At 66.5% G+C, this 26,980-nt stretch carries 31 protein-coding genes; 9 read left to right on the forward strand and 22 right to left on the reverse strand.

The annotated features are described in order from the left end of the window. Positions 1-4: 4 nt before the first annotated feature. The 20 genes from ACG02S_RS07780 to ACG02S_RS07875 form a co-directional block, all read right to left on the reverse strand. The gene (locus tag ACG02S_RS07780; protein ID WP_394469873.1) at positions 5-604 is read right to left on the reverse strand and encodes a DUF2460 domain-containing protein; all 600 of its coding nucleotides are present in this window, start codon (positions 602-604) and stop codon (positions 5-7) included. Next, entirely contained in the window at positions 601-3,168 is a 2,568-nt protein-coding gene (locus ACG02S_RS07785; protein ID WP_394469874.1) for a coiled-coil domain-containing protein, read from the reverse strand. Before ACG02S_RS07785 ends, ACG02S_RS07780 begins: the two co-directional genes overlap by 4 nt. A gap of 10 nt (positions 3,169-3,178) precedes the next feature. Continuing rightward, positions 3,179-3,367 (reverse strand): hypothetical protein, encoded by a 189-nt coding sequence (locus ACG02S_RS07790; RefSeq protein WP_394469875.1) that lies wholly within the window; start codon positions 3,365-3,367, stop codon positions 3,179-3,181. 53 nt (positions 3,368-3,420) lie between these two features. Continuing rightward, positions 3,421-3,753, reverse strand: a complete 333-nt coding sequence (locus ACG02S_RS07795; RefSeq protein ID WP_394469876.1) for a hypothetical protein — start codon at positions 3,751-3,753, stop codon at positions 3,421-3,423. After that, entirely contained in the window at positions 3,750-4,508 is a 759-nt protein-coding gene (locus tag ACG02S_RS07800) for a hypothetical protein (RefSeq protein WP_394469877.1), read from the reverse strand. The genes ACG02S_RS07795 and ACG02S_RS07800 overlap by 4 nt, the downstream gene beginning before the upstream one ends. Positions 4,509-4,533: 25 nt before the next feature. After that, on the reverse strand, positions 4,534-4,983 hold the full coding sequence (locus tag ACG02S_RS07805; protein WP_394469878.1) for a hypothetical protein: 450 nt from the start codon (positions 4,981-4,983) through the stop codon (positions 4,534-4,536). 3 nt (positions 4,984-4,986) lie between these two features. Further along, a complete protein-coding gene (locus ACG02S_RS07810; RefSeq protein ID WP_394469879.1) occupies positions 4,987-5,286 on the reverse strand; it encodes a head-tail joining protein in 300 nt (99 codons plus the stop codon). Positions 5,287-5,297: 11 nt separating this feature from the next. Beyond that, positions 5,298-5,627 carry a DUF2190 family protein gene (locus ACG02S_RS07815; RefSeq protein ID WP_394469880.1) on the reverse strand — a complete coding sequence of 110 codons (330 nt, stop codon included), beginning with the start codon at positions 5,625-5,627 and terminating at the stop codon, positions 5,298-5,300. Positions 5,628-5,709: 82 nt separating this feature from the next. Next, the gene (locus tag ACG02S_RS07820; protein ID WP_394469881.1) at positions 5,710-7,866 is read right to left on the reverse strand and encodes a prohead protease/major capsid protein fusion protein; all 2,157 of its coding nucleotides are present in this window, start codon (positions 7,864-7,866) and stop codon (positions 5,710-5,712) included. 120 nt (positions 7,867-7,986) lie between these two features. Next, positions 7,987-9,240 carry a PIN domain-containing protein gene (locus ACG02S_RS07825; protein ID WP_394469882.1) on the reverse strand — a complete coding sequence of 418 codons (1,254 nt, stop codon included), beginning with the start codon at positions 9,238-9,240 and terminating at the stop codon, positions 7,987-7,989. A gap of 72 nt (positions 9,241-9,312) precedes the next feature. After that, a complete protein-coding gene (locus ACG02S_RS07830) occupies positions 9,313-11,409 on the reverse strand; it encodes a hypothetical protein (RefSeq protein ID WP_394469883.1) in 2,097 nt (698 codons plus the stop codon). 16 nt (positions 11,410-11,425) lie between these two features. Then, positions 11,426-12,874 (reverse strand): phage portal protein, encoded by a 1,449-nt coding sequence (locus ACG02S_RS07835; protein WP_394469884.1) that lies wholly within the window; start codon positions 12,872-12,874, stop codon positions 11,426-11,428. 47 nt (positions 12,875-12,921) lie between these two features. Continuing rightward, positions 12,922-13,149 (reverse strand): phage head-tail joining protein, encoded by a 228-nt coding sequence (locus ACG02S_RS07840; RefSeq protein ID WP_394469885.1) that lies wholly within the window; start codon positions 13,147-13,149, stop codon positions 12,922-12,924. 2 nt (positions 13,150-13,151) lie between these two features. Then, positions 13,152-15,257, reverse strand: coding sequence for a phage terminase large subunit family protein (locus ACG02S_RS07845; protein ID WP_394469886.1), 2,106 nt, complete (start codon positions 15,255-15,257; stop codon positions 13,152-13,154). After that, a complete protein-coding gene (locus ACG02S_RS07850; protein ID WP_394469887.1) occupies positions 15,254-15,949 on the reverse strand; it encodes a hypothetical protein in 696 nt (231 codons plus the stop codon). Before ACG02S_RS07850 ends, ACG02S_RS07845 begins: the two co-directional genes overlap by 4 nt. Positions 15,950-16,124: 175 nt before the next feature. Then, positions 16,125-16,862 carry a hypothetical protein gene (locus ACG02S_RS07855; protein WP_394469888.1) on the reverse strand — a complete coding sequence of 246 codons (738 nt, stop codon included), beginning with the start codon at positions 16,860-16,862 and terminating at the stop codon, positions 16,125-16,127. A 116-nt stretch (positions 16,863-16,978) separates the two neighbouring features. Further along, positions 16,979-17,461 carry a hypothetical protein gene (locus ACG02S_RS07860; RefSeq protein ID WP_394469889.1) on the reverse strand — a complete coding sequence of 161 codons (483 nt, stop codon included), beginning with the start codon at positions 17,459-17,461 and terminating at the stop codon, positions 16,979-16,981. Between the two features lie 227 nt (positions 17,462-17,688). After that, the gene (locus tag ACG02S_RS07865) at positions 17,689-20,322 is read right to left on the reverse strand and encodes a DUF5906 domain-containing protein (protein WP_394469890.1); all 2,634 of its coding nucleotides are present in this window, start codon (positions 20,320-20,322) and stop codon (positions 17,689-17,691) included. Next, positions 20,319-20,627, reverse strand: coding sequence for a hypothetical protein (locus ACG02S_RS07870; RefSeq protein WP_394469891.1), 309 nt, complete (start codon positions 20,625-20,627; stop codon positions 20,319-20,321). The genes ACG02S_RS07865 and ACG02S_RS07870 overlap by 4 nt, the downstream gene beginning before the upstream one ends. Beyond that, positions 20,624-21,130, reverse strand: coding sequence for a phage regulatory CII family protein (locus ACG02S_RS07875; RefSeq protein ID WP_394469892.1), 507 nt, complete (start codon positions 21,128-21,130; stop codon positions 20,624-20,626). The genes ACG02S_RS07870 and ACG02S_RS07875 overlap by 4 nt, the downstream gene beginning before the upstream one ends. Positions 21,131-21,274: 144 nt before the next feature. On the opposite strand from ACG02S_RS07875, the gene ACG02S_RS07880 reads away from it, so the two are divergent. Next, entirely contained in the window at positions 21,275-21,763 is a 489-nt protein-coding gene (locus ACG02S_RS07880; RefSeq protein WP_394469893.1) for a hypothetical protein, read from the forward strand. Between the two features lie 263 nt (positions 21,764-22,026). Here ACG02S_RS07880 and ACG02S_RS07885 read toward each other — a convergent pair whose 3' ends face one another. Then, positions 22,027-22,299, reverse strand: a complete 273-nt coding sequence (locus ACG02S_RS07885; RefSeq protein WP_394469894.1) for a YdaS family helix-turn-helix protein — start codon at positions 22,297-22,299, stop codon at positions 22,027-22,029. A gap of 39 nt (positions 22,300-22,338) precedes the next feature. Here ACG02S_RS07885 and ACG02S_RS07890 point away from each other — a divergent pair, with 39 nt between their 5' ends. The 4 genes from ACG02S_RS07890 (at position 22,339) to ACG02S_RS07905 (ending at position 25,154) form a co-directional block, all read left to right on the forward strand. Further along, positions 22,339-22,908: a hypothetical protein gene (locus ACG02S_RS07890; RefSeq protein WP_394469895.1), complete on the forward strand. Its 570-nt coding sequence runs from the start codon at positions 22,339-22,341 to the stop codon at positions 22,906-22,908. Then, entirely contained in the window at positions 22,856-23,704 is an 849-nt protein-coding gene (locus ACG02S_RS07895; protein ID WP_394469896.1) for a hypothetical protein, read from the forward strand. The genes ACG02S_RS07890 and ACG02S_RS07895 overlap by 53 nt, the downstream gene beginning before the upstream one ends. Beyond that, a complete protein-coding gene (locus ACG02S_RS07900) occupies positions 23,691-24,551 on the forward strand; it encodes a hypothetical protein (RefSeq protein ID WP_394469897.1) in 861 nt (286 codons plus the stop codon). The genes ACG02S_RS07895 and ACG02S_RS07900 overlap by 14 nt, the downstream gene beginning before the upstream one ends. Positions 24,552-24,680: 129 nt before the next feature. Next, positions 24,681-25,154 (forward strand): hypothetical protein, encoded by a 474-nt coding sequence (locus tag ACG02S_RS07905; protein ID WP_394469898.1) that lies wholly within the window; start codon positions 24,681-24,683, stop codon positions 25,152-25,154. Between the two features lie 2 nt (positions 25,155-25,156). On the opposite strand, the gene ACG02S_RS07910 is transcribed toward ACG02S_RS07905, so the two are convergent. After that, a complete protein-coding gene (locus tag ACG02S_RS07910) occupies positions 25,157-25,660 on the reverse strand; it encodes a hypothetical protein (protein WP_394469899.1) in 504 nt (167 codons plus the stop codon). 35 nt (positions 25,661-25,695) lie between these two features. Here ACG02S_RS07910 and ACG02S_RS07915 point away from each other — a divergent pair, with 35 nt between their 5' ends. From ACG02S_RS07915 to ACG02S_RS07930, 4 genes are read left to right on the forward strand one after another with little or no spacing between them, the layout of a single operon-like run. After that, positions 25,696-26,031 carry a hypothetical protein gene (locus tag ACG02S_RS07915; RefSeq protein ID WP_394469900.1) on the forward strand — a complete coding sequence of 112 codons (336 nt, stop codon included), beginning with the start codon at positions 25,696-25,698 and terminating at the stop codon, positions 26,029-26,031. Then, positions 26,031-26,408, forward strand: a complete 378-nt coding sequence (locus ACG02S_RS07920; protein ID WP_394469901.1) for an ASCH domain-containing protein — start codon at positions 26,031-26,033, stop codon at positions 26,406-26,408. Before ACG02S_RS07915 ends, ACG02S_RS07920 begins: the two co-directional genes overlap by 1 nt. After that, complete coding sequence (locus tag ACG02S_RS07925; protein WP_394469902.1) at positions 26,405-26,668, forward strand: hypothetical protein; 264 nt, start codon at positions 26,405-26,407, stop codon at positions 26,666-26,668. The genes ACG02S_RS07920 and ACG02S_RS07925 overlap by 4 nt, the downstream gene beginning before the upstream one ends. After that, positions 26,665-26,979, forward strand: coding sequence for a hypothetical protein (locus ACG02S_RS07930; protein WP_394469903.1), 315 nt, complete (start codon positions 26,665-26,667; stop codon positions 26,977-26,979). The genes ACG02S_RS07925 and ACG02S_RS07930 overlap by 4 nt, the downstream gene beginning before the upstream one ends. Position 26,980: the final 1 nt, after the last annotated feature.

A 26,980-nucleotide genomic window follows, 5' to 3' on the forward strand; every position in this document is an offset into this window, starting at 1 on the left:
GGTGTCAGCTGTACTGGTTGACGGTCTCGAGCGACAGGCCGTCGGCGCTGAAGAGCTGGTGCAGGAAGCGCTTCAGGTCGAGCTTGTCGTCGGCAAAGGCCACGTGATAGAAATAGGCGCCGGTCCACGCGACGGTGGCCCCCGGTGCTGCTGCGCTGGCCAGCGTGAGCGTGTCGCGGCCGAAGGTGGCCGATACCGGCGTGCCGTTGACAAGTGCCACGGGCGCGGCGCCGGTGATGTCGACGGCACCGACGCGGTCGATGGTGCCGCCCTCGTTGTAGACCAGGGGGAAGGTGACGCGCCCCAGCTCGCCGAGGCCGACCGTTTGCGCCACGACGGCGTTGTTGGTCTCGTCGCGGAAGTAGAACGGGTCGAGCGCGCCACGGCGGGCACGGAAGAACGCGCGCAGGGCCTGCACGTCGGCCACAGACGGCGAGGCGCGCAGGAAGTTGTAGCGCAAGCTGAAAGTCCAGACCGGGTAGATGCGCTCGCCCATCGCGGCACGGCGGCCGCTGACTGCCCGCTGCACGCGCGTGCTGAACGCCGTGCTGACGGTGCGCTCCGCCGACAGGCCCGCGAACTTGGGGAAGACTGCCGTGCTCATCGTGAGGTGCGGTTGCGCAGGTGGCGGGCGCCGGCGCGCACGAGCATGTCGCCCTGGCGGCCTCGCAGCATGCGGTCGAAACTCTTGGCGTCGAGCGCGTTGATGGCGTAGTGATCGCCGCCACCACCGCCGCCGAGGCCGCCCTGCAGGTGCAGGTCGCTGAGCGCGCGCATGGTGTCGGCGTGGCGGGATGGCAGGATCATTTCATTGCTATGCGTTTGCACGAGAGGGTTCATGCCCTTCGGGATGTCGAAACCGCCCTCGGCGCTCATGATGTTTTTCGCAAATGCGAAGACACCCGCCAGTGCAACGCCTGCCGCGATGGGCGCAAGCACGGGGCCGACGTAGGGGATGGAGGCGATGGCGCTGTAGGCGCCGGCGGCAGCCTCGTAGGCGCGCATGGCGATGGTCTTTAGGCTGCCCGCCGCCTGCACCGCGGTGATCTGCCCCTGCGCCGCGGCTTCGGCGCCAACCTTCTGTTGGCCAAACAACCAGGTCATGGCAACCATGCGCGCCTGGCCGACGAGCCACTCTGCCAGCGGCTTGCTGACCATCTCGGTGACCATGCTGGTGCCGATCTGGCGGGCAATGTCGCGCACGCCTTGGGCGGTGACGCGAAACCGAGTGAGCAGCTGCGTGAAGCCCTGCTGCAGCTGCTGCTGGCTGGTGTTCGCGACGTTGGACATGGGGTCGGCACGCTGCACGCTCTGTTGGCCCTGGTTGTCGTCGGCGAGACCCTTGTAGCGGCGCTTGATGGCCGCGATCTCGGCCTGAGTGCGTTCGACGGCCACGGGGTCGTTGGGGCCGCCCTTCTCGGCCTCCAGCTCGGCCTGCTTGGCCTGCAGCTCGATCAGGCGACGCTGCTCGATGGACTGCGCGCGGATCTGCAGCAGCTGCAGCTGCGTGAGCTGGCCAAGGCTGCGGGCCAGCTCGGCCATGCGCTCGATGTCGGCGACCTCATCGAGCTGGTCTTGCGTCTCGGCCTCGCGGCGCTGGTTGGCGATGTCCCGCAGGCGGCCCTCGTGGTCGCGCCTCATCTGCAGCTGGCTGCGCAGGGCCTGCTGGTACTCGCGGCTGTCTTCGCCGTACATGCCGGCGACGCGCGCGACGTAGGCCTGCATCAGCTCGGCCTGCTGGGCGAAGTTGTTGCGGGCAGCGTCGATGGCCACCTGCTGGGTCGCCAGGTCGGTGGCAGCGGCCTGCTTGCGCTGGTTGCGCTCGGCCGTGAGGTGGCGCTCAGTGGCGCCCAGCTTTTCGGCCTGGCTCAGATCAGCTCGCGAGAGGATGCCCTGCCAGTAGCGCGACTCCTCGGCATGGCCCCACTCGGTGAACTGACCTTGCAGCGCCATGCCGTCGGCATAGGCCTTCTTCTGTTGCTCCAGCACGCTGGCCCACTCGGCGGTGCGGTTGACCGCGGCGGGCTTGGACAAGTCGCCAAGGGGCGAACCGGAGCCGTCGGCCGACTTGGGCTTGGGTGCCGGCGGCGGCCCCTTAGCGTCTTCCTCCAGACCGGCGATCTTGCGCCGGGTTTCCTCGGCCTGAGCGCCTGCCTTTGCCAGCTGCGCAGTGAGCGTGGCCATGCGGCGGGCGGCGCCGGCATGGCCCGGCTCTCGGGCAAGCGTGTTCTCCACGCCGATCATGACGAGCTTGATTCGCTCCATCTCCCCTTCGAGATCCCGCAGCTGGCCGCGGTACTGGCCGATCTCGTCGGTGCCCAGCACGCGGGCGGCCACCTTGCCGAAGGTGAGCCAGGCGGCTTCGAACGTGCCGACGTCCTTCGCCGCCTTGACGAAGAAGTTGGAGAACTCCACCAGGGTGGGCATCACGGCGTTGGCCATCGTGGCGCGCACGCCCTGCATTGCCACGTTGATGCGGTCCATGTTGTCGTTGAACTGGCCCGCGCCCTGCGCGAAGTCGTCGCTGATGGTGCCGTGCAGCCGCCGGAACTCCTCGCGGGCTTCGTGAATGCCGGCCTTACCCATGTTGAGCAGCGGCAGCAGGCCCGGCCCGATGCGCTCGCCGAAGATCTTGACGGCCAACGCGGCCTTCTCGGGGCCGTCCGGCAGCGCTGCGAAGCGCTCGGCGATGTCTTCCAGCACCTCATCGACACCGCGGATAGCGCCGGTAGCGTCCCGCACAGAGACATTTAGCGTTTGGCCGAACAACCGCTTCATGTCGGGATCGCCCGCGGCGGCCTTCGCCATCGCATCGTTGACCTTGGTGAGCGTCTTGCCGAGCGAGTCAGCATTGCCCCCGCCCATCTGGAAAGCCCAGCTCAGCTCGGTGAAAGTCTGGACGCCCACGCCCGCAGCCTCGGCCGAATCGTTGGCGGCATCGGCCAGGTCGATCTGCGCCTTCACGCCGGCGGTGAGCAAGCCGCCGCCCACCAGCGCGCCCAGCGCGGCGAAACGGCCGTGCAGCGCGAGCACGCCGCCGCCGATGCCGCTCAACTGGCCCAGCACGCGGCTCGACGTTGCGGACACGCTGGACGCGAAGCTGCCCAGCTCGCGGACAGCCTGGCGGGCGTCGGCCAGGATCTCGATGCGGGCTTTCTGGTCGCTCATGTGGATGCCTTCAGTTCACGTTGCCGCCGGCGGCAGCGAACATCGACACGAAGTGGCGCAGCGCGTCCTCTTCGGTCTCGGGGGTCAGGGGCTCAGGCTCTTCATCGGGCTCGATGCCGAGGTAGGCCTGAACCATTGCCTGCAGCGGCGGCGAGCGTCGCCAGTGCCGCGAGAAGGCGGCATGGCGGTGCAGGTCCATCTGGTGCTCGACGTCATCCCAGGTCCAGCCGGTGAAGTCGATGGCCTCGACGATCAGGGCGTCCCAGTCGATGCGCCAGATGGGCTCGCCGCCGCCGCCTCCCCCGCTTGCGCGGGGAACGAGATGCGCAGCACCTCGTTGTAGAGGACTTCGGCGGTGGGCTCGTCGAGCGCTTCCTCGACCTGATCCACCGTCAGCTCGGGCGCGCCACGAGCCAGCGAGGCGTGGATGACGCCGGTCAGCGCATCGAACAGCTCGTAGGCGTTCGTGAACTCCATGACGGAGACGCGCCGGATATTCTCGCGCTGCGCCTTGAGCGCCTTGTAGTTGAGCGGCGCGAGCGGCATCGCCTTGCCACCCACGACGAGGGTCAGACCGGCGCTCATTGGAACTGGGTCATCGACAGCTCGCCGACCGCGCCCAGCGAGTCCACCTGGGCGGCGAAGCTGAAGTCGGGCATGGAGAAGTCTTCGTTCTTGAAGCCGAAGGCCAGCGACTCGGACACCAGCGCGTTGAGCGTCAGCGTGAGCGTCTGGCCCTGGAACTTGGTGCTGAAGATGCCCTTGAAGGTGGGTGCCTCGCCAGCCAGCTGGTTCGTGATCTTCAGCGTCTTGGCGCCAGCGGCCACGGTCTTGTGCAGGTAGCTGAACAGCAGGCTGTTCGTGTTTTCGGTGGCGTTGAAGGTGTAGACGCCTGTGGCCTCGTTGACGCTGTACTGCTTGGCCGCGGGAGCGCTGGTGACGCGCTCGTACTGCTCGCCGGTGGTGGCGGACTGCACGCCCAGGTCTTCCAGGAAGTTGGTGCCGTTGGCGACCGTGACCGTCGCAGTGGCAACGGTGCCGGGTTCGTCCAGCGCGATGAGCTTGGCCTGCGACAGGATGTTCGCGTCGGGCTGCGCGAAGAACAGCTGGTTCATGAGCGCGCCGTTGAAGCGGCCCGACTTCGCCTTGCCAGAGATCTTGATGTTGCCGCGGCCGATGGCCTCCGCAAACATGTTCTCGCCGGTCAGCTCTTTGTTGCTGGCCTTGAAGTCGAACGAGGTTTCTTGCAGCGTGGCGACGCGCAGCGCACGGGGGTTGGCGCCGGTGCCCTTGACGAACAGGGCACCGGAGTGAAAAGCGATTTGACCGCGACCAGCCATGATGGGCTCCTTTGAGTGTGTGAGTTCAGTGGGTGAAGATGGACAGGTCGCGCTCGCGCACGAGGCAACGCGCCCGGTAGAGAACGTCGGCGATGCCGACGGTGGTGCCGGCGGGCGCCTGGCGCGGCCGCAGCGAGAACAGGCCCAGCCGCTGGGCCAGTCCGCCGAGGCTCGGGTCGCGCATGAGCGCGCCGTTGACGGCGTCGACGAAGGGGTCGGCCACGCGGGTGCGGGCCTCGCCGCGGGTGTGGACGCTGAAGGACATGTCGACCTCCAGCTCGATGAGGTCGTATTCGCCCTCACTGCCCACCACCCCGATTTTTCGGGCCTCGCCGACGGCGACGTTGAGCGCCGGGCATTCGTCATCGCTGATCGGCGCGACGCGCTCGAAGTAGGTGCTGCTGGCCGGGATGGCGAGCTGGCTGGCCAGGGCGGTCTCGGCCGCGTCGAGCAGTTGCTTGGCGAAGGTGGGCATGGGTCAGGCCGGTTTGAGGGCGACGGTGCTGAAGAAGGCGTCGCCCTTCTTCATCGGCGGAGTGCGCACGGCGTAGGACACGCCGTCGACGTCGATGCGGTCATCGATGCGCAGCGGCGGGAGGTCGGCGGTCTGGAACTCGATCAGGAACTCAGCGCCCTGCGCCTCGTCGGCCAGCAACAGCATGTCGGGGCTCTGCCACTGACAGTCGAAGCTTTTCTCGCCCGGCTGGCCGGGCTTGTAGACGGCGGGCTTGAGGAAGCCCGCCGCCCTAAAGGCCGCAAAGAAGATCGAGTTGTCCATGACCGCCGACGTCAGAACACGCCGTTGAGGCGGACCTTCACGACCGTGGGACCGTTGGCCTTGGCCTCGGTCGCGACGCCGATCTTGGTGTTGCCGCTGGCCGTGGTGGTGCAGCGCTTGTTGGTGTTGTCCCAGTAGACGGCGGCGCCCTGGGCGGGCGTGTCGGCGCCGACGCAGGGCAACTCGAAGACGCCCTGGGTGACGCCTTCGACCTGCTGGCCGCTCAGCGCAGCATTGGTGGCGACGGAGAAGATGAGGCCCACCAGCAAGCCGGCGCCGGAGGCGACGTCGTAGGGGGCGTTGAGCGTCAGATTGACGCCCGGCTGGATGAAGTTCTTCATGACACTGTTCCTTTCAAGGATTCAGGAATGCGAAGCGACGGCACGGCGCTCTCGCGCCGCGCTCGTCGTGTCGTGGCGGCGATCAGGCGCCCGGGTTCTTGAACAGGCCGCGGTGATCGGTCGCCTTGGCGGCGAAGTCCAGGCGCGCCTTGACTTCCAGGCCGTCCACGTCGAAGCCCATGCGCTGCTCGGTGTAGAGGCCTTCTTCGCCTTCGAGGTAGGCGTACTCGATGGTGTCAATCTGCGACGAGTCGGCTGCCAGGAACCACTCCAGCGGGTTGACGGCATCGAGGCGGGGCTCGACCACCAGCTCGTACGCATTGGCGTAGACGTTCACGTCGGTGGACTTGGTAGCCACCAGCAGCGCGCTCAGCAGCTTGCGGGCCTGCAGCTCGCGGGCAGCGCTGACGATGAGGTGACGCGCCGTCAGGTTCAACGGCTGGCCATTGCCGCCGTGATCGGTCTGCTTGCGCATCTTCTGCGTGGCTTCGTCCAGCGCCGCCTCGGTGATGCCGGCGCCGGTGCCGAGGTTGTTGTGATCCGCGTGGAAGAGCGTCTTGGTGTCGGCCATCACCGGGTTGCCCTTGAGCACGGCGTAGACCTGATCGCTCTCGAAGTCCGCAGCAGCGCGACCGAACATCGCGGGCAGGCGGCCGAGGAAGTCGAGGTCGTCATTGATGATGGCCTGACGCGAGACGCCCACCACCTTGCCGTAGGTGGCCAGGCGGATGGTTTCGCCAGCGTCCGTGATCGTGCCGCGCTTGAACTCGCCCAGCTCGTTGACCTTCTCCAGCGCCAGATTGGCGGCGACGGAGACGCGGGTGTAGTTGCGGAAGTCGCCCAGAGTGCCGCGACGTGCCCAGGTCTTGAAGGTTTGGTTGGCGCTGGTGTAGGCGTCGCGCAGGGTGCGGTTGACGGTGCTGGCCAGGGCGATGGCGAAGTCGCTGTTGCCGTGCATCGTGCGGAAGCCCATCTCGTCGCTGTTGCCCATGGCGAGCGACACGAGAGCCGTGCGGCTCAAGCCTTCGGTGTTGACGCCCTGCAGCTCCAGGCTGCGGCGGGCCAGCTCCATCAGGGTCAGGCCACGAAAGCGACGCGCGGTCTCCGGCAGCGCGAGGCTGGGGTTGGCGCGGTGCGCGACGGCGGCCGACATGTCGGCACGGCGCTGCTGCTGCTCATCCTGCGTGGTGGTGATGGCAGCGGCGCTGCGCGTGGGACCGTTGCTGTTGGAGCGGGTCTCCAGCAGGCCGAACATCTCAGCGCGGGCGGCGTCGACGGTGATGCCGCGCGTGATCATCGACTCGACTTGCTCGTCGGTGATGAGGTCGCCCTGCACGGTGCGGCGGAAAGCGCCGACGGCCGTGCGGATCGCGGCAGAGCGCGTGCGCTCGGCTTGTACGGCAGCCTCGGTGGCAGCGGCGGCCTGGGCCTGGGCGCGGGTGGCGGCCTCGGCAGCCGCTTGCGCTTGGAGTTCTTCGGGGGTCATGGAACGCTCCTGTGGAGTGGTGGTTGTGGCAACAGCGGCTGCTGCTGGGTTGGGGGAAACGTTGGCGGCGAGCGCAGGCGCGTCGCGGGTGACGAACTCGCAGGGGAAGCTGCGGCCGCCGACAGCGCGGGAAGCCAGCTCGCGCAGTTGCTCGAGGTTGAGCTGCTCGCCCTCCCCCATCGCGCGCACGCCGGCCAGGGGATCGGCGCCGATGGGGACGAGGGACTGCTCGACGGGCTCCCAGTCGATGGCCTTCCAGATGGGCAGGGCGCCCTCGACTTCGGCGTCGAGCTTCATGTAGCGGTGGACGATGTAGCCCACCGAGATGTGCCGAATGATCTTGTTGACGACGTCGCGCCAGATTGCATTGACCTCTTCGTCGCGGTCACTGAAGCGGCAGACGCTGCGGCCTTCGGCGGCCTCCATCCAGGCCTTCTCGGTGACGCCGAGCACGCTGGACAGGCTCCACTGGTTGTGGCTGTTGAGCAGCGGCGCACCACCGTTCATGCGGTCAAGCCGGATGTGCGTGGGGTCGAGGCTCAGCTCCTCGAGGTAGTAGGTGCCGGTCCACCAGTCATAGCGGCGCACGCGGGCGCCGGTAGTCCAGACGGTCTCGAAGGTGCGGGCGTCGGCGTCGACGGTGGCAACGGGCACTGCGCGCGTTTGCAGCGGCATGCTGCGCTGCTCGGTCGCGGGTGCGGCCAAGGCAATCGCTGCTGAGGCTGCGAGGGCTACTGCGGTGGGTTGGGGCATGAGGGCTCCAGAAAACAAGAAGCCCGCCGGGCTTGCGCGCGGCGGGCTTGGTAGCGGGGATTAGGTTGCGGGTGTGCTGGCTGAGTGGAGGAGGTAGGTGCCGCGGCGGAGGGCTAACGCCTATGCGACTGAGAAAAAGCGAAACAGCTCAGGGTCTGGAGGAACCAGCTGGGGGATCTCACCAGACGCCACCTTCAGCGAGATCAAGTTGCCCGGAATCTCGCCCTGCTCCTCAATCCTCGCCACATCTCCTTGCGGTATGCAGACGGCGGCCTCTACTCCCAGCGTCACCTCTCCGACAGATTCTCGATGGTCAGGGTGAAACTCCGTCTCCCCTGTCTTTATGTAGTGCCCCGCGGCGAAGATCTTGAGCTTCACAAGCATTTGAACTTCGATTGACACGTCGTCTGCATATGCGCTGCTCATGCGAAGCACACGACCATCCGAGAAGGGTTGCAGACTTGGCTCACCGAGGATCTCCACATACCAGTTCTGGAAGCTGTTCCGGGCCTCCTTCTGAGATTCCCTGGCAAGCTGCGCAAGCGGCGAGAGGTCATACTGGGTCATACGGAAATGCAAGCGGGCCATCAGCACGTTCAGAAGCCTATCTGCACCGCCTTTCAGTTGTTCGTTCAACCTGGCTTCGAGTGCATGCATTGCCAACAGATCATTGTGCGATTGCAAAGCCGCAAATAGATCTTCCAGACGCTGGACGCCAATCAGCCTTCTGGTTCCGTCGCAGAATCGCAAGCAGCCATCGTCATTCGTGACGACGACGACATCCATGTTCTTTTCCTCTGCGTGCGCCTCGAGGTCCAACAGCGATATGGCGTCCCGGTACTCATTCGGCTTCTTGCCGTCAGGGTCAAACGGTGGCAACGCCTCAAAGTACATGTGGACGAGCCGACTGCAGTCTGTGACCACAGGCAGATTCGTCACATTGCACGCCTCGAAGTGCTCGCTTGTGATTCTTTCCGCCAGTGCCCCAGCTGCATCACGTTCAGATTGGTTGCGCTCATACGCGTCCTTCAACGCTTCGAGCACCACTTCATCCTTAATGCCCTTGGCCTTGTCCAGCTGTGCCCGCTTGTTTCCCAGCTCGGCGACAAGCTGCCTACAGACATTTCTGCTGATCTCACGCCGCCAGACCTCTGGCAACAGCATCTGGAGCTTCGGGTTCTTTTGTAGGACAGCTTCAAGTTGATTGAAAGGAGCCTGTCGTAGTGACGTCCGGCGTCCATACACATTCGCGTCGGCAGCGACCCCCAAGTGGCCATGGTCTATCAGAACCTGCGCAATTCGCTCTTTCTGTTGCGCGGCCCGCTTTGCGTCGTGAGCTGAAAGAGCTTGAAGCTGAGTGTCTGATGGATTCATGTTGAGGATTCTCATACCGCGCGGTGATGATCACAGCACGCTTTCCTGGTGCGGTGTACCCGCACCACCTTCCTATCCGATTGTTCCCGGCGCCGTCGTCTTCTCTACCAGCGGCAGGCGCACTAGCACCGGGCACCCGACCGCCTGAGCGGCGCCGCCGAAGTACACGCGCAGTGCGAAGTCCAGGTGCGTGGTGCCGGCCAGCACCTTCAGCTTTGGGGTCGGATACCACTCGGGCTTGAGCGTCACCGGACGGGCGACCGTGGGCCAGATGTTGGGCAGATTGTCGGCCGCTCGATTGATCGCCGTGGCGCCGCTCATGCAGGTCAACATTGATGCGATGGTCTTGTACGTGCCGCCGAGCTGGATCACCTCACACTCGCCACGCACGTAGTCGCCAACAGCAACACCAGCTGGCAAAGCGATGGTCTGGAAGAAGTCGGCCCATTCTGAACCGCCGTCGGTGGTGCAACGAGGGTCGAAGTAGAACCAGATCGACGCCCGCGTGTCGTCGAACACAACCTTGGGGATGCGGAACAGGTTGGCCTGGCCGTCGGCGAAGGCGGCCCCGTAGCTGAACGCTGCAGCTGCGGCGTAGCCGCCAGGCACGCCCGCGCCAAGGGCACCGCCGCCGCTGATATCCCGCACGAGGTACAGGTTGCCGTCATTGATGTCGACCAGATCGCCAGCAACCACCGCCAGGCCGTCAGCACGCGGTTTCGCGCGGTCGCGTAGCAGCTGCCCGTGCCCCCCGTTGGTGTTGCCGCTACGTCGCGTCGCCGTCGCCACCTGGAAGTTGGCGGGGCACGATGCACCCGCCGACGCAAAGATGCCGCCCACCGTGCCGCCGATGGCGGGGAACCGCGCGCCCAGCAACAGGTTGCCGCTGTCGAACCGAGCCACTGACTGCCGACGAACCGGGGAGCCGCGCGCGATGAGGATCTCCGCCGCCACACGAGCGCCGGTGAACTCGCCGCCCTCGAAGTTCGGGTGAACACGCCCGCCGCCTTCGGTCGCGTAGTACTTCGGGTCACCGCCTTCATTGGTCCGCGACGGGTCGGAATAGTCGGCGAAGGTATCGATCAGCACGATCTGCTTGCTGCCGATCGCCTGGCGATACCAGAACTCGCACTCTTGCTTCATGCGCGTCAGCAGGGCGCCGGTCCAGCCGCTGCCGGTCGATGCGTCCGGCCACGGCAGCACGATGAAGACAGTGCCGCCGCGAGCCAGCAGCGCGTCACGTACCGCCAGCAATGCCGCCTCATCGTATGCCAGGTTGTTGCGGCCGGAACTCCAGAGCACCTCATCGAATCTCTTGTTCGGCCAGGTCGAGATCGTCGCCGCGAGTTGGGTGGTCGACGCGCCCGGGCGCAGCACGCCATCCACCGTCTTGAAGTTCACGCCCAGCCTTCTGAGCATGTGCGTGAAAGGCCCGTGGTTGGCGTAGGCCTGGTCAACACACAGGAGCGCATCGGTTCCCGCAGCGCCACTCACAACGGGCGTGAAGCTGGTCGCATCGATGCCATCAAAAGTCACCTCATCCGGGGCGGTCACCGTGACGCTGTAGCGACGCGTGCCCGCCGGATGCGCTGAAGGCAGCGAACACAGCGTCCCCTCGTCGCCGCTGGCCAGCAGATGCGACTCGCGGAAGCGCGCGCGCATGGGGTTCTCGGCGTAGAGGTTGGTGATGCCGCGGGTCTTCACGTCGGCCGCACCGATGTAGCTGCCTTTGGCAGTGGTGCCGCCCAGGGGGGAAGATGACGGACGGAAAGACTGCTCGAAACGGCTGTCGACGACCATGAACAGAGAGCGCTCCGCGTCGCCGTTCCCAGCCCCTGACACCGGGGCTGCTGCCTGGCCAGCGGGCTCGGTCGAAACCACGGCCGAGACCTGCGACCCCGTGAGCGCGCTGACGACCTGGCGCCAGTAACGGTAAGAGATGGTGGTGCTGGCCTGCGCCGCCCCGACGCCAGTGCCGGACGGCGTCAGCGTGGCGATGGTCACCCAGCCCACGCCGTCGTTGCTGCCCTGCCAAGCCAGGGTGGCGCTGACGGCGCCAGAGCCGATGACTGTGGCGGTGAGGGTGTGGTCGCCTTCCGGCGCGAAGACCGGTGCGCCTGCGATGGCAGAGGCCAGCGCCGCGAGGTGCGTGAGGGTGATGTCGCTCATGCGTATCTCCAGAGTTTCAGTCGTTGCCCTTGCCCACGACTGCATTGAGCAGGTCGCCGGGCGAGAGCTTGAGGTCGGTGACGGTGGCGTCCGTGTCGAAGACCAAGCCCAGCACGGCGAGGGCGTCGCGCTCTGTCTTGATCTCGGCGAAGACGGTCTCGGGGTCCATGCCGCGCTCGCGCAGCGCCTCACTGAGGGACTTGAGGCCGGCGCGAATTTCTTCCTTGTCGGCCAGGGTGTCCTTCAGCGGGTCGACGACGGGCTTCTTGGGCGTGGTGATGCGGTCGGGGTTCTTACCGACCTTGATGCCGTTGAGCTGCGCGGCCTCGCGCCACCAGCGGCGGATGGGCTTGATGAACATCGGGATGAAGGCGAGCCATTGCTCAGCCTCGATCAGCTGGTTGAAGGTGACCAGCGCGGCGCGGTGCGACGTGTAGTTGGCGCGTGAGGTGTCGCCGGTAAGCTGGTGGTAGGTGACCCCAGCCCCCACGGCGATGGCGTGAAGTTGCGTGGCGGTGTATTCCCCATACCCCCCCGATGCCTGCGGCGAGCCAAAGGTGACGGTCTCGCCCTGGGTGAGATATTTGATGAGGCCAGGGCTGACCTTCTCGGTGACACGCGGCGCGTTGGATGGGGCGCCCTCTTCCTTCTTGAGGTCGCCGATGTGCATGCGCGGCGAGTCGGTCGTGACGAACGCCGTGAAGCAGGCCTCGATCTTCTTGCGCACCAGCTCGGCCTCTTCGTAGCCGTCGAGGTCGCGCATGCGCATGAGGCTGACGGCCAGCGCGGAGATGCCGCGCACCTGGCTGATGCGGTCCTTGCTGTAGAGGTGGATGACCTCGCTGGCTGGGACGAGGTAGCTCAGCAGGGCGCGGCGGTGCAGCGCAACTTCGCCGGGGTGTTCGGCGAAGAGCCAATAGCCGGTGCGTGAGCCGAGCTTGTTGTACTGGACGCCGGCGATGTTGATGTTGTCGCCGTCGATGCCGGTCTTGCCCTGGTCGAGGTGGTCGGGCTCGAGCAGCTGGATCTGCAGGGGGACGGTGAGCCCATCGGTGGGCTTGCGCCAGCGGCGGCGGGCGAGGACCTCTCCGCTTTCCTTCCAGGTCTTGGCTGCGAGGAGCTGCAGGCCGCCGAAGTCGAGCTGGCCGTCGGCGTCGCACACGTCGATCCATTCGGTCCACAGGCGGCGCTCGGCCTTGTTCTCGGGGATGACGTTGATGCCGGTGCTGCCGACGATGCTGGTGGCCAAGGTGCGCACTGCAGCCTTGGCGTACTCGTTGTCGCGCACCATCTGCCGGGCGCGGTTGCGCACGGTGGCGAGGCCTGGCACGACTTCGGCGTTGGCGCTGCCGCTGCCGGCCTTCCAGCCGCTTTGCCGGCGACCAGTCTCGGCAGCTTCGTACTTGCGCAGCACGTCGAGCTGCATGCGGGCCATACCACGTTCGACCGCCCAGGCCGGGGCCATGGCTGCGATTGTGCGATCCAGCCAGTTGAGGTGCATTGCCATGGTGGTTAGTCGGGGCAGTAAGCCGCGTAGGTGGTGCCGCCGCGCTCGACGCCGCCGGTCTGGGGTGCAGCCATGAGGCCGTTGGCGATCAGCTCGCCCTCGATGACGGCCTTGGCCTGCATCAGCTCGGTCATGGAGCGGTACTGCACGCGCTTGTCTGCGTACTGGACGGAGAGCTGGCCCATGGAGATGGAGGCGCAGATCGCCTTGTGGTCGTTGAGGGTGAAGGACATGGTCAGTTGAGCCAGTCGTCAGTGCCGTCGAGCCAGCCGCGGGGCTGCGGCTCGGGAGCGGGTTGTGGGGCTGGGGACGGCGCGGGCGCTTGCTGTTGGGCAGGCGCAGCCAAGGCGGCACCAACGGCGGCGGACTCGGGCTCTGCGGACGGGGCGGCGGCCTGGTTGAAGAGGTCGTGGTTCAGAGGCTCGAGGTGCTGCGCGTAGAGCGCCCAGTCGGTAGCGGTGAGCTTGTCGACGCGGACGTGCGGATGGCAGACGGCGGCGTGGCCGTAGACGAGCAGGTCGAGCGCCTCGTTGCGCGTGCGGATCTTGTCCCAGAGGCCGGTCTGCTGGTTGTAGACCTCGGCGGTGAGTTCACGGAAGAACTCGGGGCCGAGCTGTTGGGTGAGGCGCACGAGGCGCTGGTCGACGGTGGGGCTGCCCAAGGGGTGGTCGGCCCAGTCGGCCAGGCGCAGGAACAGCGCTTCCTTGGCGGTGTCGGTGCCGACCATCCAGATGGAGAGGCCGTACTTGGCCGCGATGCCGTGGCCGTTCTTCGCTTCCTTCTTGGACGGCTTGCCGAGGATGGGCTGCTTGCGCAGGCTGTGGCCCTTGACGCCGATGACGTTGTCGTTGCGGTTCTGCTGCAGGTACTTGTAGACGCGCTGCGTGTGGTCGCCGCCGGTGTCGATGGCGGTCATGACGATGCGCAGGTGGAAGCCGGCGCAGTTCGGGAAGGTCTCGTGGCGCAGCTTGGTGAGCTTTGCCCAGGGCTCTTCGGTTTCGAGGTCGCCGTAGATCTTGACGCGGTCGACGACGTGGTTGCGCTCGTTGGGGCCCCAGGCCCGGACCATGAAGTCCAGGTGGTCGGTTTGAACGTCGACCGAGCCGCCGAGGATGAAGTAGCCCGGCAGCACCTGGCGCAGGGGGTAGTTCTCGGCGGCCTGCTCCATGTCCTTCTCGCTGAGCCGGTCAGCGTGGTCATCGAAGGGCAGGCCGAGGATGAGGTTCCAGAAGGTCATCAGCTTGCTGCGGTCGCGGCAGGCTTCAAGCCATTCCTTGGCGATGTCGGCCCAGCTGCGGCCGAGGCCGAAGGGGGTGTAGAGCGCGTTCCAGTGGTAGCTGAGGTGGTCGGTGATCCAGGGGCGCTCGTGGACCCAGCGCGCAGTGCCGCCCATCGGGGCGTCGGCGAGCATGGCGGTCTTGTGGTGCTCCTCGATGGCCAGGCCGCAGCCCTCGGCCTGGCACATGTAGACAGCAGTCTCCGGCTTGTGCCGCTTCACGCCCTTGGCGTCGATTTCCTTTTCCCAGCGGAGGTGCTGAAAGAGCAACTCCTGCAGCTGGTGGCAGTGCGGGCACGGGACGTGATAGTGGGCACGGCTGCCGGCTTGGTAGAGGCGCCAGATCTCAGAGCCGCCGACGGCATCCTCATCGTCCAGCGGCAGCTTGATGGGGGTGCTGCTGTAGTACTTCTTGGAGCGGACGTAGGTGACGGACCGCTGCTCGGCCTGCTTGCGTGCGGAGCCCTGGCCCTGGACGTTGGTCGGAAACTTGTCGATCTCGTCGAGCGCCAGGCGTTCGATGGGAGTCGAGGCGAGCGCAGACGCGGAGCCAGCGCCGGCCAGCATGATGAAGCCGCCGGGGAAGTACTTGTCGAGGACCTCGTCGGCCGTCAGCAATGCCAACAGTGGCTGCTTCTTCTGGCTCTCGCCCGGGTCCAGAAGGCCCAGCACATCGGTTGGCACCGGGACCTGGCTCTTCTCGAGCATCGGGCCGATGCGCTTCTTGCTGTAGCGCTCGGCTGCCTTCTCGTCGGGCTGCACCAACAGGAAGCTGGCGGGCGAATGATGGACGGTGTACCCGGCCCAGTTGTTCAGGATCTCGCTCTTCCCATCCTGCGAGCAGGCCATCGTGGTGACGGTGCTGCAGGGGTGGTGGTCGCTGAGCGCGTCCATGGGCTCGCGCAGGAGCGGGTTGCGCGACGTACGCCACTGGCCGGGCTCCGCAGAGTCGTCGGGCAGGACGCGGTGCTGGTCTGCCCACTGGCTGACGGTGATGTCGGGCGGGAGGGTCCAGGCCAGCGCGACTGCGGCCATCACTGCCAGGTAGCCGTCACGCATGCTCATGCGGGGACCTCTGCTGGCTGGGATTCGGCTGCCGGCGCCGCAGCGTTGGCCTGGGCCAGTTGCTCGGCGTTGGCGAGGCCGCGAGCGGCGTCGACCATGCGCTGGCACGCGCGCTCGCATTCGGCGCGGATGATTTCAAAGCAAGCGCGCGGGTTGCTCTGCGGGGCGACGAGCTGGGCCAGGCGGTCTGGCAGCTTCATGATCTCGGCGCGGGCTGCGACGTGGGCATCCATGACGGCGCGCAGCGTGGTCTCGGCGTCGAGCACGGTGCCGAGCTGCTTACCCAACTCGATCTGCGCCATCCGGGCCTGGGCCTGCTCGCGCATGGTCCGCGCGTCGTGATAAGCGGTGCTGCGTGGCGCCTCGGCGGGTGCCGACGGTGCGGCGGCAGCGGGCAGGTCGTCGAGCGTGAGTTGACCAGCCTCTCCCTGCGCGATGGGCGCTGCCGGCGGCATCGCTGCTGCGGTGGCAGTGCCTGGGGCTTCCGAGCCAGCGCGATAGGCGGCCCAGCGCTCGCGCACGCCGGCCTTGCTGGGGTCGCTGGTGACGCCGAGCAGCTCGAAGCTCTTCTCGACCTCGACCTGGCGGCCGTCTTCCGTCAGCACGAGGCGCCCGTCCTTCACGAGCTGGCTCACGTAGGGCTTGCCGCAGCCGTACAGCTCGGCGAAGTCCTTCTTGCTGACCGCCGTCACGACTGAACTCCCGCGCGCTGGGGGTGAACTGAACCACTGAACCGGGGCGGTTCAGTAACTTCTAGAGCCCATAAACGCAGAAAGCACGAGGCCCGAACTACCCGCGGGGGGCGGGGGGTGGGGGAGGACCCGCCGAATGCACCGAGGGGGTGCAGGGTGAAGAGGGGCGCAACCATCACCGCCGCCGCGCCGTTGCCATGGCCTGCTGCCAGGCCGTGGCGAAGTTGCCGGGCAAGCGCTGCTCGATGACCGAGCGCGCGATGTCACCCACGGGCAGGCGGACCTTGTAGCTGGCCGCACGCACGAAGATGAAGACCGGCGTGATGTTGTTGCCCGTCAGCTCTCGCTGGTAGACACCAGGGCGCAGCTTCGAGCCGGGCTTCGGCACGAAGAAGCGGCCACCCGCACGGCGCTGCGCGTTGATCTGGCTGCGCGCGTTGTGGCTCATGTTGCGCGAGTAGCCCGAGGTAAGCGTGATGCGCAGCTGCGAGAGCACCTGCACCACCTGACCCCGGTCCACGTTGCCATGCCGGTCGAGCCGCGCTCCCTCACCGGGCACAGCGAGCATGCCGGGCGGCAGCGCCTTGAGCGCCTGCAGCGCACGCTCCAAAGCCTTCATCCGGCGATCACCACCAGCGACCTGGGCATTGAGGAAGTGCCGAGCGTCCTCGCGGAACGTCACCAGCGCACGCAGATTGGTCTTGGTAGCGGGGTAGAGACGGAAGCCTGCACGCGTGTACGGCGTGGGCTGATCGAACGCCACCGGCAGTTCGCTATCGATCTCGGTCTTCACGTCCTGCCCGGTGCGGGTCAGCGTGAGCGCCGTTGCAAACGGCACCTGATCTTCGGGCAGACCTTGGGCCCAGGACGCCAGCTTGTCGAAGTCCGACTTGATGCTGATACCTGGGAACAAGGGCGACGCTCCAATGAAAAAAGCCCGCTGGCATGGCCTAGCGGGCTTCTCGGTGGACCTCCGGGCGTGCGGCGGCCGCCTACCGGCAGCCGTCACTCACGAGGAGTTCCAAGGGATCAATTGTTAGGGCCGAAGTTTAGCGACGTGTCCATCGCAACGCAAACGGTCTTTTGTGATGGACCGGCGCGCTCGAACCGCCCATGCGCATAGAACGACGCATCGTGCACCTGGTGGTCGTAGTCGCCCCGCTGCAACTCCAGCGTGCGGCACGTCGAACGCGGGTCAGCGCTGAACGCGTAGTGCGCCACCAGCAGCTGGCGCCACTGAGGCAGGAAGTCCGCGCTGCAGATAACCAGCTCCATGCGCCAGGCCTGCGCCGGGTCCACCTGCACCAGCACCGCCGGCGCACCCATGCCGAGGATGTCGCCACGCGTGCCCGACTTCGACCCGCGGAACATGTAGTGCGTGTGCGGGGAGATTCCAAACCGCGGCGCCGCCCAACGGCCCCAGTTCTCCAACACATCGGCAATGGGACGAGGAATGGCATAGGCCGCATCAGGCGTCCAGGCTGGCTCGTTCGTGCTTCGAATCTTTCCCATATCTACCCTCTTCTGTTTCTCTCGTTTCATTGCCTGTTTCAGCGCAAAGCCCCGTCGTTGCTTGGTTTCAGCTGTTTCAGCAGGTCGGGACGCATGAAGGCGCTAACTTCACCAACGCATGAAAGGAGGCCCGCGACACGCGCCCACACGAGCGGGAGGCGAAACAGCTGAAACGACGAAACGGCGCGGGTTTGCGGCGCAACGACCGCTGAAACTGTTGCAACGCCTCATGCCGCATCGCCCTCGTCATCGGGGCCACGGTGGCGCCCGGAGAACGCGAACATGTGCTTGCTGAAGTCCTTCACCACAGAGGCCGCCCAGTGCCCCTGCGTCTCCCAGGGCTGCCCCTTGCCCACGTCCTCGTCCCGCGGCCCGCAGCCGCGCGGCAGCCAGATACGCCACGACTTCCGCCGCGTGGGGTCGTCGGGGTGCGGGCCAGTGAAGTCGCGCATGGTCAGAAACGGCTCGCGTTCCTTGCCCGCCTCATCGAACTCAGCACGCTTGCGTGCAAACGCCTTGGCCGCCGACGTGAAGCTGGACTGATTGCCCGGGAACCGCTCGCCGGCCCGGTCACACCACAGCTTGTAGACGCGGTACAGCTGCTCGGCGCTGCAGGCCACCAACGGCAGATCGAGGTAACCACCGTGCCACTCGTTGACGAAGCGCTCCGGCGCGCGGTAGCCCAGCTCGATCAGGTCCTGCTTGGCCCGGGTCAGCGGCGGCACCTCGCTGTGCGTGAAGCCCGACAGCGGAATGGTCTGCAGGAAGTGCAGCCACTTCCTCGCCCCGTCGTTGGCCAGGAACTCGACCACGCGCGCATACAGGTCGCCCCGCTCCTGATTGGGCGTGTAGACCACCATGAAGCGCCGGTCGCCCTCCTCCAGCACCAGCGGCATGTCCTCGTTCGAGAGGAACACGAGGTTCGCGTGGTTGCTCTCCCAGCGCGTGTCCATGTGCATCGCGCGGATCGGGATCTTGGTCGTCTGCGTGATGATCCACTTCAGCCGGTTCTTCGCGTGGAACATCTCGGCGCGGCTCACCACCTCGTCGCCGATGATCAGCATCTTTCCCGAGAGCCAGGTGTTGTACTTGTCCTCGATCTCGGTCTGGCCCACCATCACGCCGTAGTCGCCGAACAGGTCACGCAGCACGTCGAAGAACAGGTTCTTGCCTGTGCCCTGCGGCCCGTGGAACACCAGCGCCGACTTCATCTTCACGCCGGGCCGCTGCACGAGCAGCGCGCACCAGCGCAGCACCCAATCGGCAATGTCCTTGTGGTCCAGGCCTGGCGCCGTCGACGTGCCGCACAGCCACTGCAGCAGCTCCAGCATCGGGGCCACGTCGCCTTCCAGGGGCTTCAGCGGCATGCCCGCGTACAGGTTGATGTACTGCGGCCCCAGCTGCACGCCGGGCTCGAACACGACGTGTTCTTCCTCCACCATGCGGCGGTCGTCATGGGCCATCCACACCCGCACCGCGTCGCCGCCGAACGTGTGCCGCAGGTTGCCGATCTTCACCGGCTTGAGCCTGCTCACGCACCATGCGATGTCTGACCCGTACTGATACGCGTAGTCGCCGAACAGCGCCTGCAGCTTCAGCGGGTCCACCTTCTTGCGCTTCTTGCCTTTGCCGCCCTCCCCCTCGGTGGTGGAGGTGTCCGCGCCTTCATCGGCGGACTCATCGTCGCCGTCGTCGCGCTCGTCATCGACCGAACCAGCAGCCTCGCTCTCGCGCGCCTGCCCCTCTGCTGGCGGCTCGGGCCGGCGTGATCCAGAGGCGCGCTTCGGCGGCGTCAGTTCCACGCTCACCAGCGGCGCCAGCCAGTGCAGCGCGTCGCGTGCAGACAGGCCGCGCCACTCCATCACGCAGTCGATGGCCGTCATCGGCTTGCCATCCGGGTAGCCCAGCGGCCCGAAGTCCTTGATGCCAGCCGGCGTGATGGCCAGGTCTTCCTCCAGATCCCGCTTCAGCAGCTGCGAGCTAACCCGGTAGCCGCCGACCGCCCGGTGATCTGCCCTGGCGCCCGGGAACAGCACGGGCACCCATGACGACAGCTTGGCCAGCGCCTCGTCGTTCACGCGCCGGAAGTCGTCGCCCTTGCTGGCCTTCGTCGCCTTCGCCGGCTTCGGGGCCGCCGATCCGCCCACCACCTGCAGCTGCGGCTTCGCGACGACAGGCGCCGGCGCCGCCGCAGCCAGCTCGGCCTCGCGCTGCGCCTTCTGCGCGGCAATGCTCTTCTCCACCAGTGCGCGCATCGCGGTCAACGCAAACGACGCCACCGGCCGCACATCGGCCGGCCCGTCGCCCCAGCGGTGGCCGGTGCAAGTGAAGAACTGCGAGTCGCAGTACACCTCCAGCCCGATCAGGTCATCCTTGAACTTCTCGGTGTGGCCCTCCAGGATGACGTGAATGCCCGTGCCACTCACGCTCAGCTCTGTATAGCTCGGGCACAGCGCCATCACCAGCTGGCAGGCCTCCGACAGCTCACCGGTGTCCTGATCAATGGCATGGTCCACGTCCACACCCAGCAGCCCGTCGCCGGGCAGGAAGGCGAAGCCCACACCCGCCCACTGCCCGCGTGCACGCGCCACCGCCACGGCTTCATCAAACGACACCAGCACCGCCCGGTCCAGCTCGTGGCCCTGCTGCACGTTCGGCTGCCCGTCGGTCGCCGGGCCGTCCTTCGGCTTGCCGTTGGGCCAGCCGCGCGGATTCCCGTTCGCGTAGAAAGGCAACTTCGACGGCTTCTTGCCCGGCGCCTTCTGCACCAGCTTCCACACCAGCCACTGCCGGCGCTCACGCATCGCTGCAGGTATGTTGGCCAACAGGTCGGCCAGCAACTGTTCCTTGCTCACCGTCACCGACCAGCCCCCTGCCGGCGCAGCGTTTGCACGCGCGCCTCATGGTCATCCCGGCAATCGTCATCGCAGTACACCGCGCGCGGCAGGCATGCGTCGCCACAGTTCGTGCAGACACCCGGCAAGCTGGCCGGCGCTGCCGCCGCGGCGCGCTGGTGATCCAGCATCGCGGCGCTCAGCAGCTGCTCGGCGTGCAGCACCGCCATGTCTTCAGCGCCGCGCCGCTCCGTCACGTCGTCATCGGTCAGCGGCGGCCGCTCGGGCAGCGAGCGCGCGTCAGGCCAGCTGACGAATGCACGCCCCGTCACGGCGCCGCACCTGGCGCTGACTTGTGCAGCACGGCATTCATGCGCGCCAGGCTGGCCAACAGCCGCTGCGTGGTGGCGATCAGCAGGCCCGCCTGGCGATCCACCTCGCGCAGCTCTCGGTCGGTCACGCGCTGGTCTGCCAGCGACACCACCACCCCGCTCATCAGGTCACTGAAGCCGCGCGCCACCTCGGCCACCTCAGCGGCGGCAGGGCCCTCGTCATCGTCCAGCGCCGGCAGCTTCACCACCATGCAGCCCAGCTCGACCGCCATGGCGTTCAGCACGCGCAGGTCCCCGGTCAGCCGCATGACCTTCATCGCGTCCAGCAGGCCGAACTTCGGCACCGTGCGGCCGGCTTCGAGCATGGCGGCCACTTCGGCGGCCGAGCGCACCTGCACCTCGGCACTGAGCGACGTACCGCGCTTGCCGATGCGCGGCCCCAAAGAATCAGCACCGCCCTCGTACTCGTGGACGGTGGCATTGCAGGCGTCAGCGACGTTCATCGCAATGGCCTCTCGATGTTGTGATGGTTTGAAGTGACCCTGACCGCGAGACTGCGGGCATGGGAGAGAAACAAAGCAAGGGAGAAACGCCTCGGTTCGGATACGCTGTGCATTCCAAAACTCAGAAGCCCAGGGAGGGCATCTATGGAACAGTCATCGAGCTGGATCAATCCAGAGCTGCAGCGCAAGTTGCTTGTTCGCCTGAAGGATGCATTCCCCAGCGGAATACATGGCGACGACCTGCGGCCCGACTCTTTGGACACAAAGAGGAACCTGCTGTACCTAGAGCAACACGGCTTCATTACCCTGAAGATGTCGCCCAGCGTTTCTGGCCAGCCTTCCATTGCCCTTGCGACCATCACCATGAAGGGAGCGGATTCGTTAGAGGAAGACGGCGGCCTGACCGCCAAGGGGAAGATGGTCACCGTGCGCTTGGAGGCAGAGACCCTCAAGGCGCTGCTGGCGGCCAAGATCGATGCGAGCACGCTCCCGGCGGAAGAAAAATCGCGTTTGAAAACCTTGCTTTCGAACGCATCCGACCACGTCCTTTCAAGGACGATCAGCGGCGTAATCGACAAAGCAATCGAGCACGGACCCGGCTTCATCAGCGCGGTCCAAAGCGCGCTTATGTGAAGCATGACCCCGCCCACTTGCACCGACGCAAACGTTGCTCGGCCGCTTCACGAAGCAGCTCGGGCAGCACCCGATCCAACAGCCGCTCAGCTGCCATCGGCGGGTATGCAGCGTCGAATCGACCATTGGCTGTCGAACTCACTGACACCAGACCATCACAGCCGATGTCGATGACGACCCGGCCCGCCGATGAAGCCTTCGGGCGCTTGTCTGGCTGCCGCACGTCGAGACGACCCGCCCGTGCCATGGGCGGGTGCCAGCTGTCACGCCGCATGCTGGCACTCGCTCGCAGGCCCAGCAACATCGATGCATGGTCGGCCCTTGGGATGCGGCCAGTCCGGGTCGGGCACCCTTACCCACCGCGTGTCGGGGCAGATCTGCTCGCAAACGAACTTGCCGGCGAGGCCACGCTCAATGTCGGGGCACCGCTCCGGCGGGATGCCGCGCTTGCGCCATGCTGTGACGGACGGTGGCGCCACGCGGGCAAGCCGGGCCACTTCGCTAGTGCCGCCGAGGTCGTCGATGGTGATGCTCATAGTGAGTTGACTTTAGCAAACACTAATGCAAGCTGACAAGTGAACGCTTTTTTAGTGTTGGCTAACGTCTGCTCGGTGAATGAAGACGAACTGCAAGCCCATCGAAGAAGCCGACTGGCGGAATGGCTCGCCGGGCACGGAGGCGCGAGCGCTGTGGTCTCGTCGCGCAGGCTTAAGCCGAGTTATCAGAGCTACCTGTCGCAAGTCATCGGCGGCTACAGCTTTGGCAGCCGGGGTGCCCGCAACTGCGAAGAGAAGTTAGGCATTCCCTCGGGGTGGCTCGATTCCGATCCGCCCCCACAGCACGCCGTGACTACCTCCAGCACTGGGTCAACGCTCAATGACGCATTGACGATGGTTCTCGACGCCCTCGCAGCGTGCTCGGCTCGTACAGAACTCCGCCAGCTGCTGCCGATGTTGATTGACACCAACGCGCCAGCCTACCGGCAGCGCTTGGCTGAGTTGCTGGGCGCCCCCGGCAAGCCCCTTGGCGCACCCATTGCGCCTGAACAAGACGACCGGCTGCGACAGATGGCCGAGCGAGCGGAGGAAGCACATGCCAGGAACAACAACGCAGGCGGCACAGAACGTCGTCGCTCTTCAAGCTAGCCTGCTCGGGCTCGGTTTTGCCAGCACGGGCGGCCTGGGGCAACCCGTGAACGGCTCGCGGAACGAAATCTGGCAGTGCCATGGTTATGACGAGCTCGGCCAGCCCGTGATGCTTTACGTCAAGCTCGGCCTGCCCACCCGCTCTATGCTGGTGGAAGCGCTCGCAGCGCAAATCGCGGCAGCCATCGGACTGAAAAGCCCACCAGCCTACCTCTGCCAGGTGCAGCCCCATCACGTTGGGAGACCGCGCGGCGAACGCATGCTCGTGTTTGCCAGCGCGGCTGCCGGCGAACGTGGCTTGGCCAGGCCGCTGCGCAACCTGGAGACGCTGCTGTCCATCCTGTCCGCCACCAAGGTGGCGGACCTCTCCTGCGTGTTCGATGAATGGATCGGCAACGACGTGCGAAGCCCGTCAGACATTCTCATCTGCCCCGAGCAAGGCCCCATCTTCATTGACCACGAAGCGGCGCTCCCTCCCGGCATCGATCCCGCAGCCGCGCTCACCAACTGGCTGGCGGGGCGCCTGCTGGAAGGGCTGGACACGAAAGAGCGCAAACACCTGCTTGACCGCTTGCGCCGGCGCTCCGCGGCCCTTCATCGCCTTCGCCTTGATGACCCCCCCGGCGTTCTAGCGGTAGTGCAAGGAGGGAGCGCGTTGTATGCTGAATTGGTGCTGTTTCTTCAGCAGCGGCTCGAGCACCTGGACCGTCTGCTGAGCGAACGAGCACTCCCTGAACAACGGTACCTGGCGCTAGCGCCGAACGTCCCACCCAAGACGCCCCATGCAACCCTTTGACCTGCCCAGCTTCGCCGCATCGTGGTGGCCGGTCTTCATGGAGACCGTGCCCGGCAGCGGGGAGCGCATCACCGTCGCAATCATTGTTCGAGAGGCCGAGTCGGGCCGCGCCAGTGTGAGGGCCGCCATCGCGCCATCCGTCTACTCCACACTGTTCGGCGCCTCGGCCGGCAAAGGCATGCTGGCGATGGCCACCACAACCATCGTGGAGCTGCAGCGTCAGCTCGACGAAGGCGTGCCCGTGGAGAAACTCGAGCCTCCATTCGGCGGATTCGCCTTCGGCACGGAGCATGACGGCGTGGCTCGCGACGCTGCAGAGCTGTTCGACGTGGGCCTGCGCATGAGTTCAGGCCTGGGCGTGTCCGGCTTCGGCGCCGCGCCGGCCCGGCCCAGCGCCTCCAGCATGGCATTTGACGAATGGGCCGACAACGTGCGCGCCGAGCTGCTGACGCACATGGCGACGCTCAAGTTCAACCCGCAGGAGTTCCGCGCCCGGGTGAAGGTGGCGCGCAAGACGCTGCAGTTCGGTTTCATGCGGGGCGGCTTTGTCGCCAACTTTGGCCTGTTGCGGCCGGGCAGCGCTGCCGCCGACTGCCGCGCGCTCAAGACGAAGATCTTTGACCTGGAGGCCGTGCGCCGGGAGCAACTGCTGCCCGTCAATCGCGCGGATGTTGTGCTGGGCTGCCCTGGCGCCAAGGCACTCACCGTGCACTCACAACGTGAAGTCGAGACGTTCCACGCGTCCTGGGATTTCCTAGCCACTGAAGCGCGCGCCCGCGGGGTCAATCTGGTTCGATGCGAGAGCCACGTTGAAGCCGCGAGGCACATCGCCATGCAAGTCGCCTGACCCTACCTCGCCCGCAGTCGGCCCGCCTCGGCGGGTTTTTTTGCGAACGCTGCACAGCAAATTAGCGAACACTATTGCAGTTCACTTTAGTGTTTGCTAAATTCGCCCTGTCTAACCGACGGAGGCGAAATGCCCAAGCCGCTCAGCAACGCTCTCGCCCAGCAGATCGTCTCGATCACGCTGGAGAAGCTCCGACTCTCCCTCGCTGACGAGAAGCAAGAAACATCGCCCGGCCGCACCGCCGCGCTGATGGAGGTAGCCCTGCGCCGCATGGTCGGCGCCGTAGGTGGCCCAGATGCGGAGCAAGCGCTCTGCACGCTGCTCGGCCGCCCTGACGACACGTTCCCGTTCGGCGATTTCACCCTGTGGGACGCCCACCGCCTGAACCAAGCTGGGCGGAAGACTCGCCGGTATGTGCCAGTGCCGCGCGTGATCCTCACGCCCAACGCACGGCTGCAGGCACTGGCTCGCCGCGTGGCGGCCCTCAACCCGCAGTGCGCCGAGATCGGCGCTGGCATGCTGGCTTCACTCGTTGACGACGCCAAGCATGCTGTGCGCGAGGTGGACGCCTCATCGGCCGCGGCTACTGGAGCGGCGGCATGAGGTCACTTCTGCCCCGTACCGCCGTCCAGCCAGGCCGGCATCTTCGCGCCGCCGCCGCCTTCGTGCTGGGGCTGGTCGCCCTGCGGCCGCAAGGCATCCAGAACGGCCCGGCCGATGCCAGCCACAAGGGCTATCAAGGTCCACAGGGCGCCGAGCACTGCAGAGTAGGGGCCGGTGGCGAACAGACCGTAGATCACGGCCATGCTGCACGCCGCCAAGAAAGTCAGGAACAGAACGAATCGCATGTGCGCCTCCCTGGCGTCTGTGATCTGTGCGACCACGTTAGCACGCGCCGCCCGCACCATGTCGACGCGCCAGCAACCGCCGAAGCCTGCACTGAGCTGGGCGCTGACACCACCACAGCGAGCCTCACCTGGTGGTGCCGCCTGCGCATCGCGCTCCTGCGCTTCCACATCGACTGTCTGATCGACGAGCGCCGCTTCTACAGCGCGCGCGGCATGGTCGGCCCCATCTACCTGCGCGAGAGCTATCAGCAGCAACTGCACCTAGTGCGGCTAATTCGTCAGCTGGGAGGCCAAGCATGACGCCCGCACGCCTCGCCCTGTGCGGGCTGGTGATGGCCCTCGCGCTGGCGCCCTTCCCGCTGCACCTGTACGTCGTCGCGCCGGAGCTGGCGCGCCACGGGCACCGCGGCCTGGCAGTGCTCAGCCTCATCGGTGCCGTCGGCTGGTACACGACCTGGCTCCATGCCCTCCCCTCGTTTACACCAGCGCAGGCCTCGCAACTCGTTTTGAAGGCAGAGGCGGCAACGCCCGACGCTACGGACAGCGGTGCGCCTGCTTACGCCAGCCCGGACGGCGGTCCTATGGGCGCTTGGCAACCCGCCGCCGCGGGCCCATCGGGCGGGAGGGCGTGATGGCCACCTTCCTGCTCAACTTTAAGAAACAGTTCGCGCCCGCCGTCGAGTCCGGCACCAAGTTACGCACCATCCGCCAGCACCGCAAGGACGGCAAGCGCATCCAGCCGGGCGACACGCTGAAGCTCTACACCGGACTGCGCACTCGCGGCGTGCGGCTGCTGCGCACCACGCCTGCCCTACGGGTCTCCAGCATCCGCCTGCTGGCCAGCTCTCAGCAGCTGATCGTCGACGGCCAGCTGCTGGACATCGGCGAGAAGCAGGCGTTCGCCAAGGCTGACGGCTTCGCGACGTTCGCCGACATGTTGACGTTCTTCCACGATCAGTACCAACTCGAGACCTTCGAGGGCTTCTGCGTGGAATGGAGCGCCCCGTGAACCGCGCCCAGCTCATCGGCCTCACGCTGCCGCAGCCCACACGGGCGCCCCTGGCCTGGCTGAAGGCCGACGAGCTGCCCGTGGCCTTCCGAGCCTGCTTCCTGTGCATGCACGGTGCCGACGCCGGCATCGAGCGCGTTTGCAACCACCCCGCGCTGCTGGAGTTCGGCGCGCCGCAGCCGGTGGCCATCGTGCGGGCCTGGGGCGGTGGCTGCGGCCCGGATGCACAGCACCACTGCGACCGCCCGGAGGCCTCATGAGCGACCGGCACACACCCGTCGTCACGCCCGAGCACACCCAGCGCGCCTACGCGCAACTGCGCCGCGCCGACTGGCCGCCGCTTGACGAGATGGCGCGCTGGGCCAAGCAGTACGCCATCGTCACCGCGCGGGCCAGCAGCCTGGCCCACGGCCGCACGCTGCCGCCCGAGCCCGCCGCGGCGCCGGCCCCTGCACCGGCGAGCCCGCGCGCGTTGGGCCGCACCGAGCGCCGCCGCCGTGATGACCGCGCACAGGCATTCGACGCACGCGCTGCTGCGGCTGGCGAGTTCCTGCACGACGACGACGCCTGAC

The sequence above is a fragment of the Pelomonas dachongensis genome, from assembly GCF_043555865.1.
GTDB classification, from domain to species: domain Bacteria; phylum Pseudomonadota; class Gammaproteobacteria; order Burkholderiales; family Burkholderiaceae_C; genus Pelomonas; species Pelomonas dachongensis.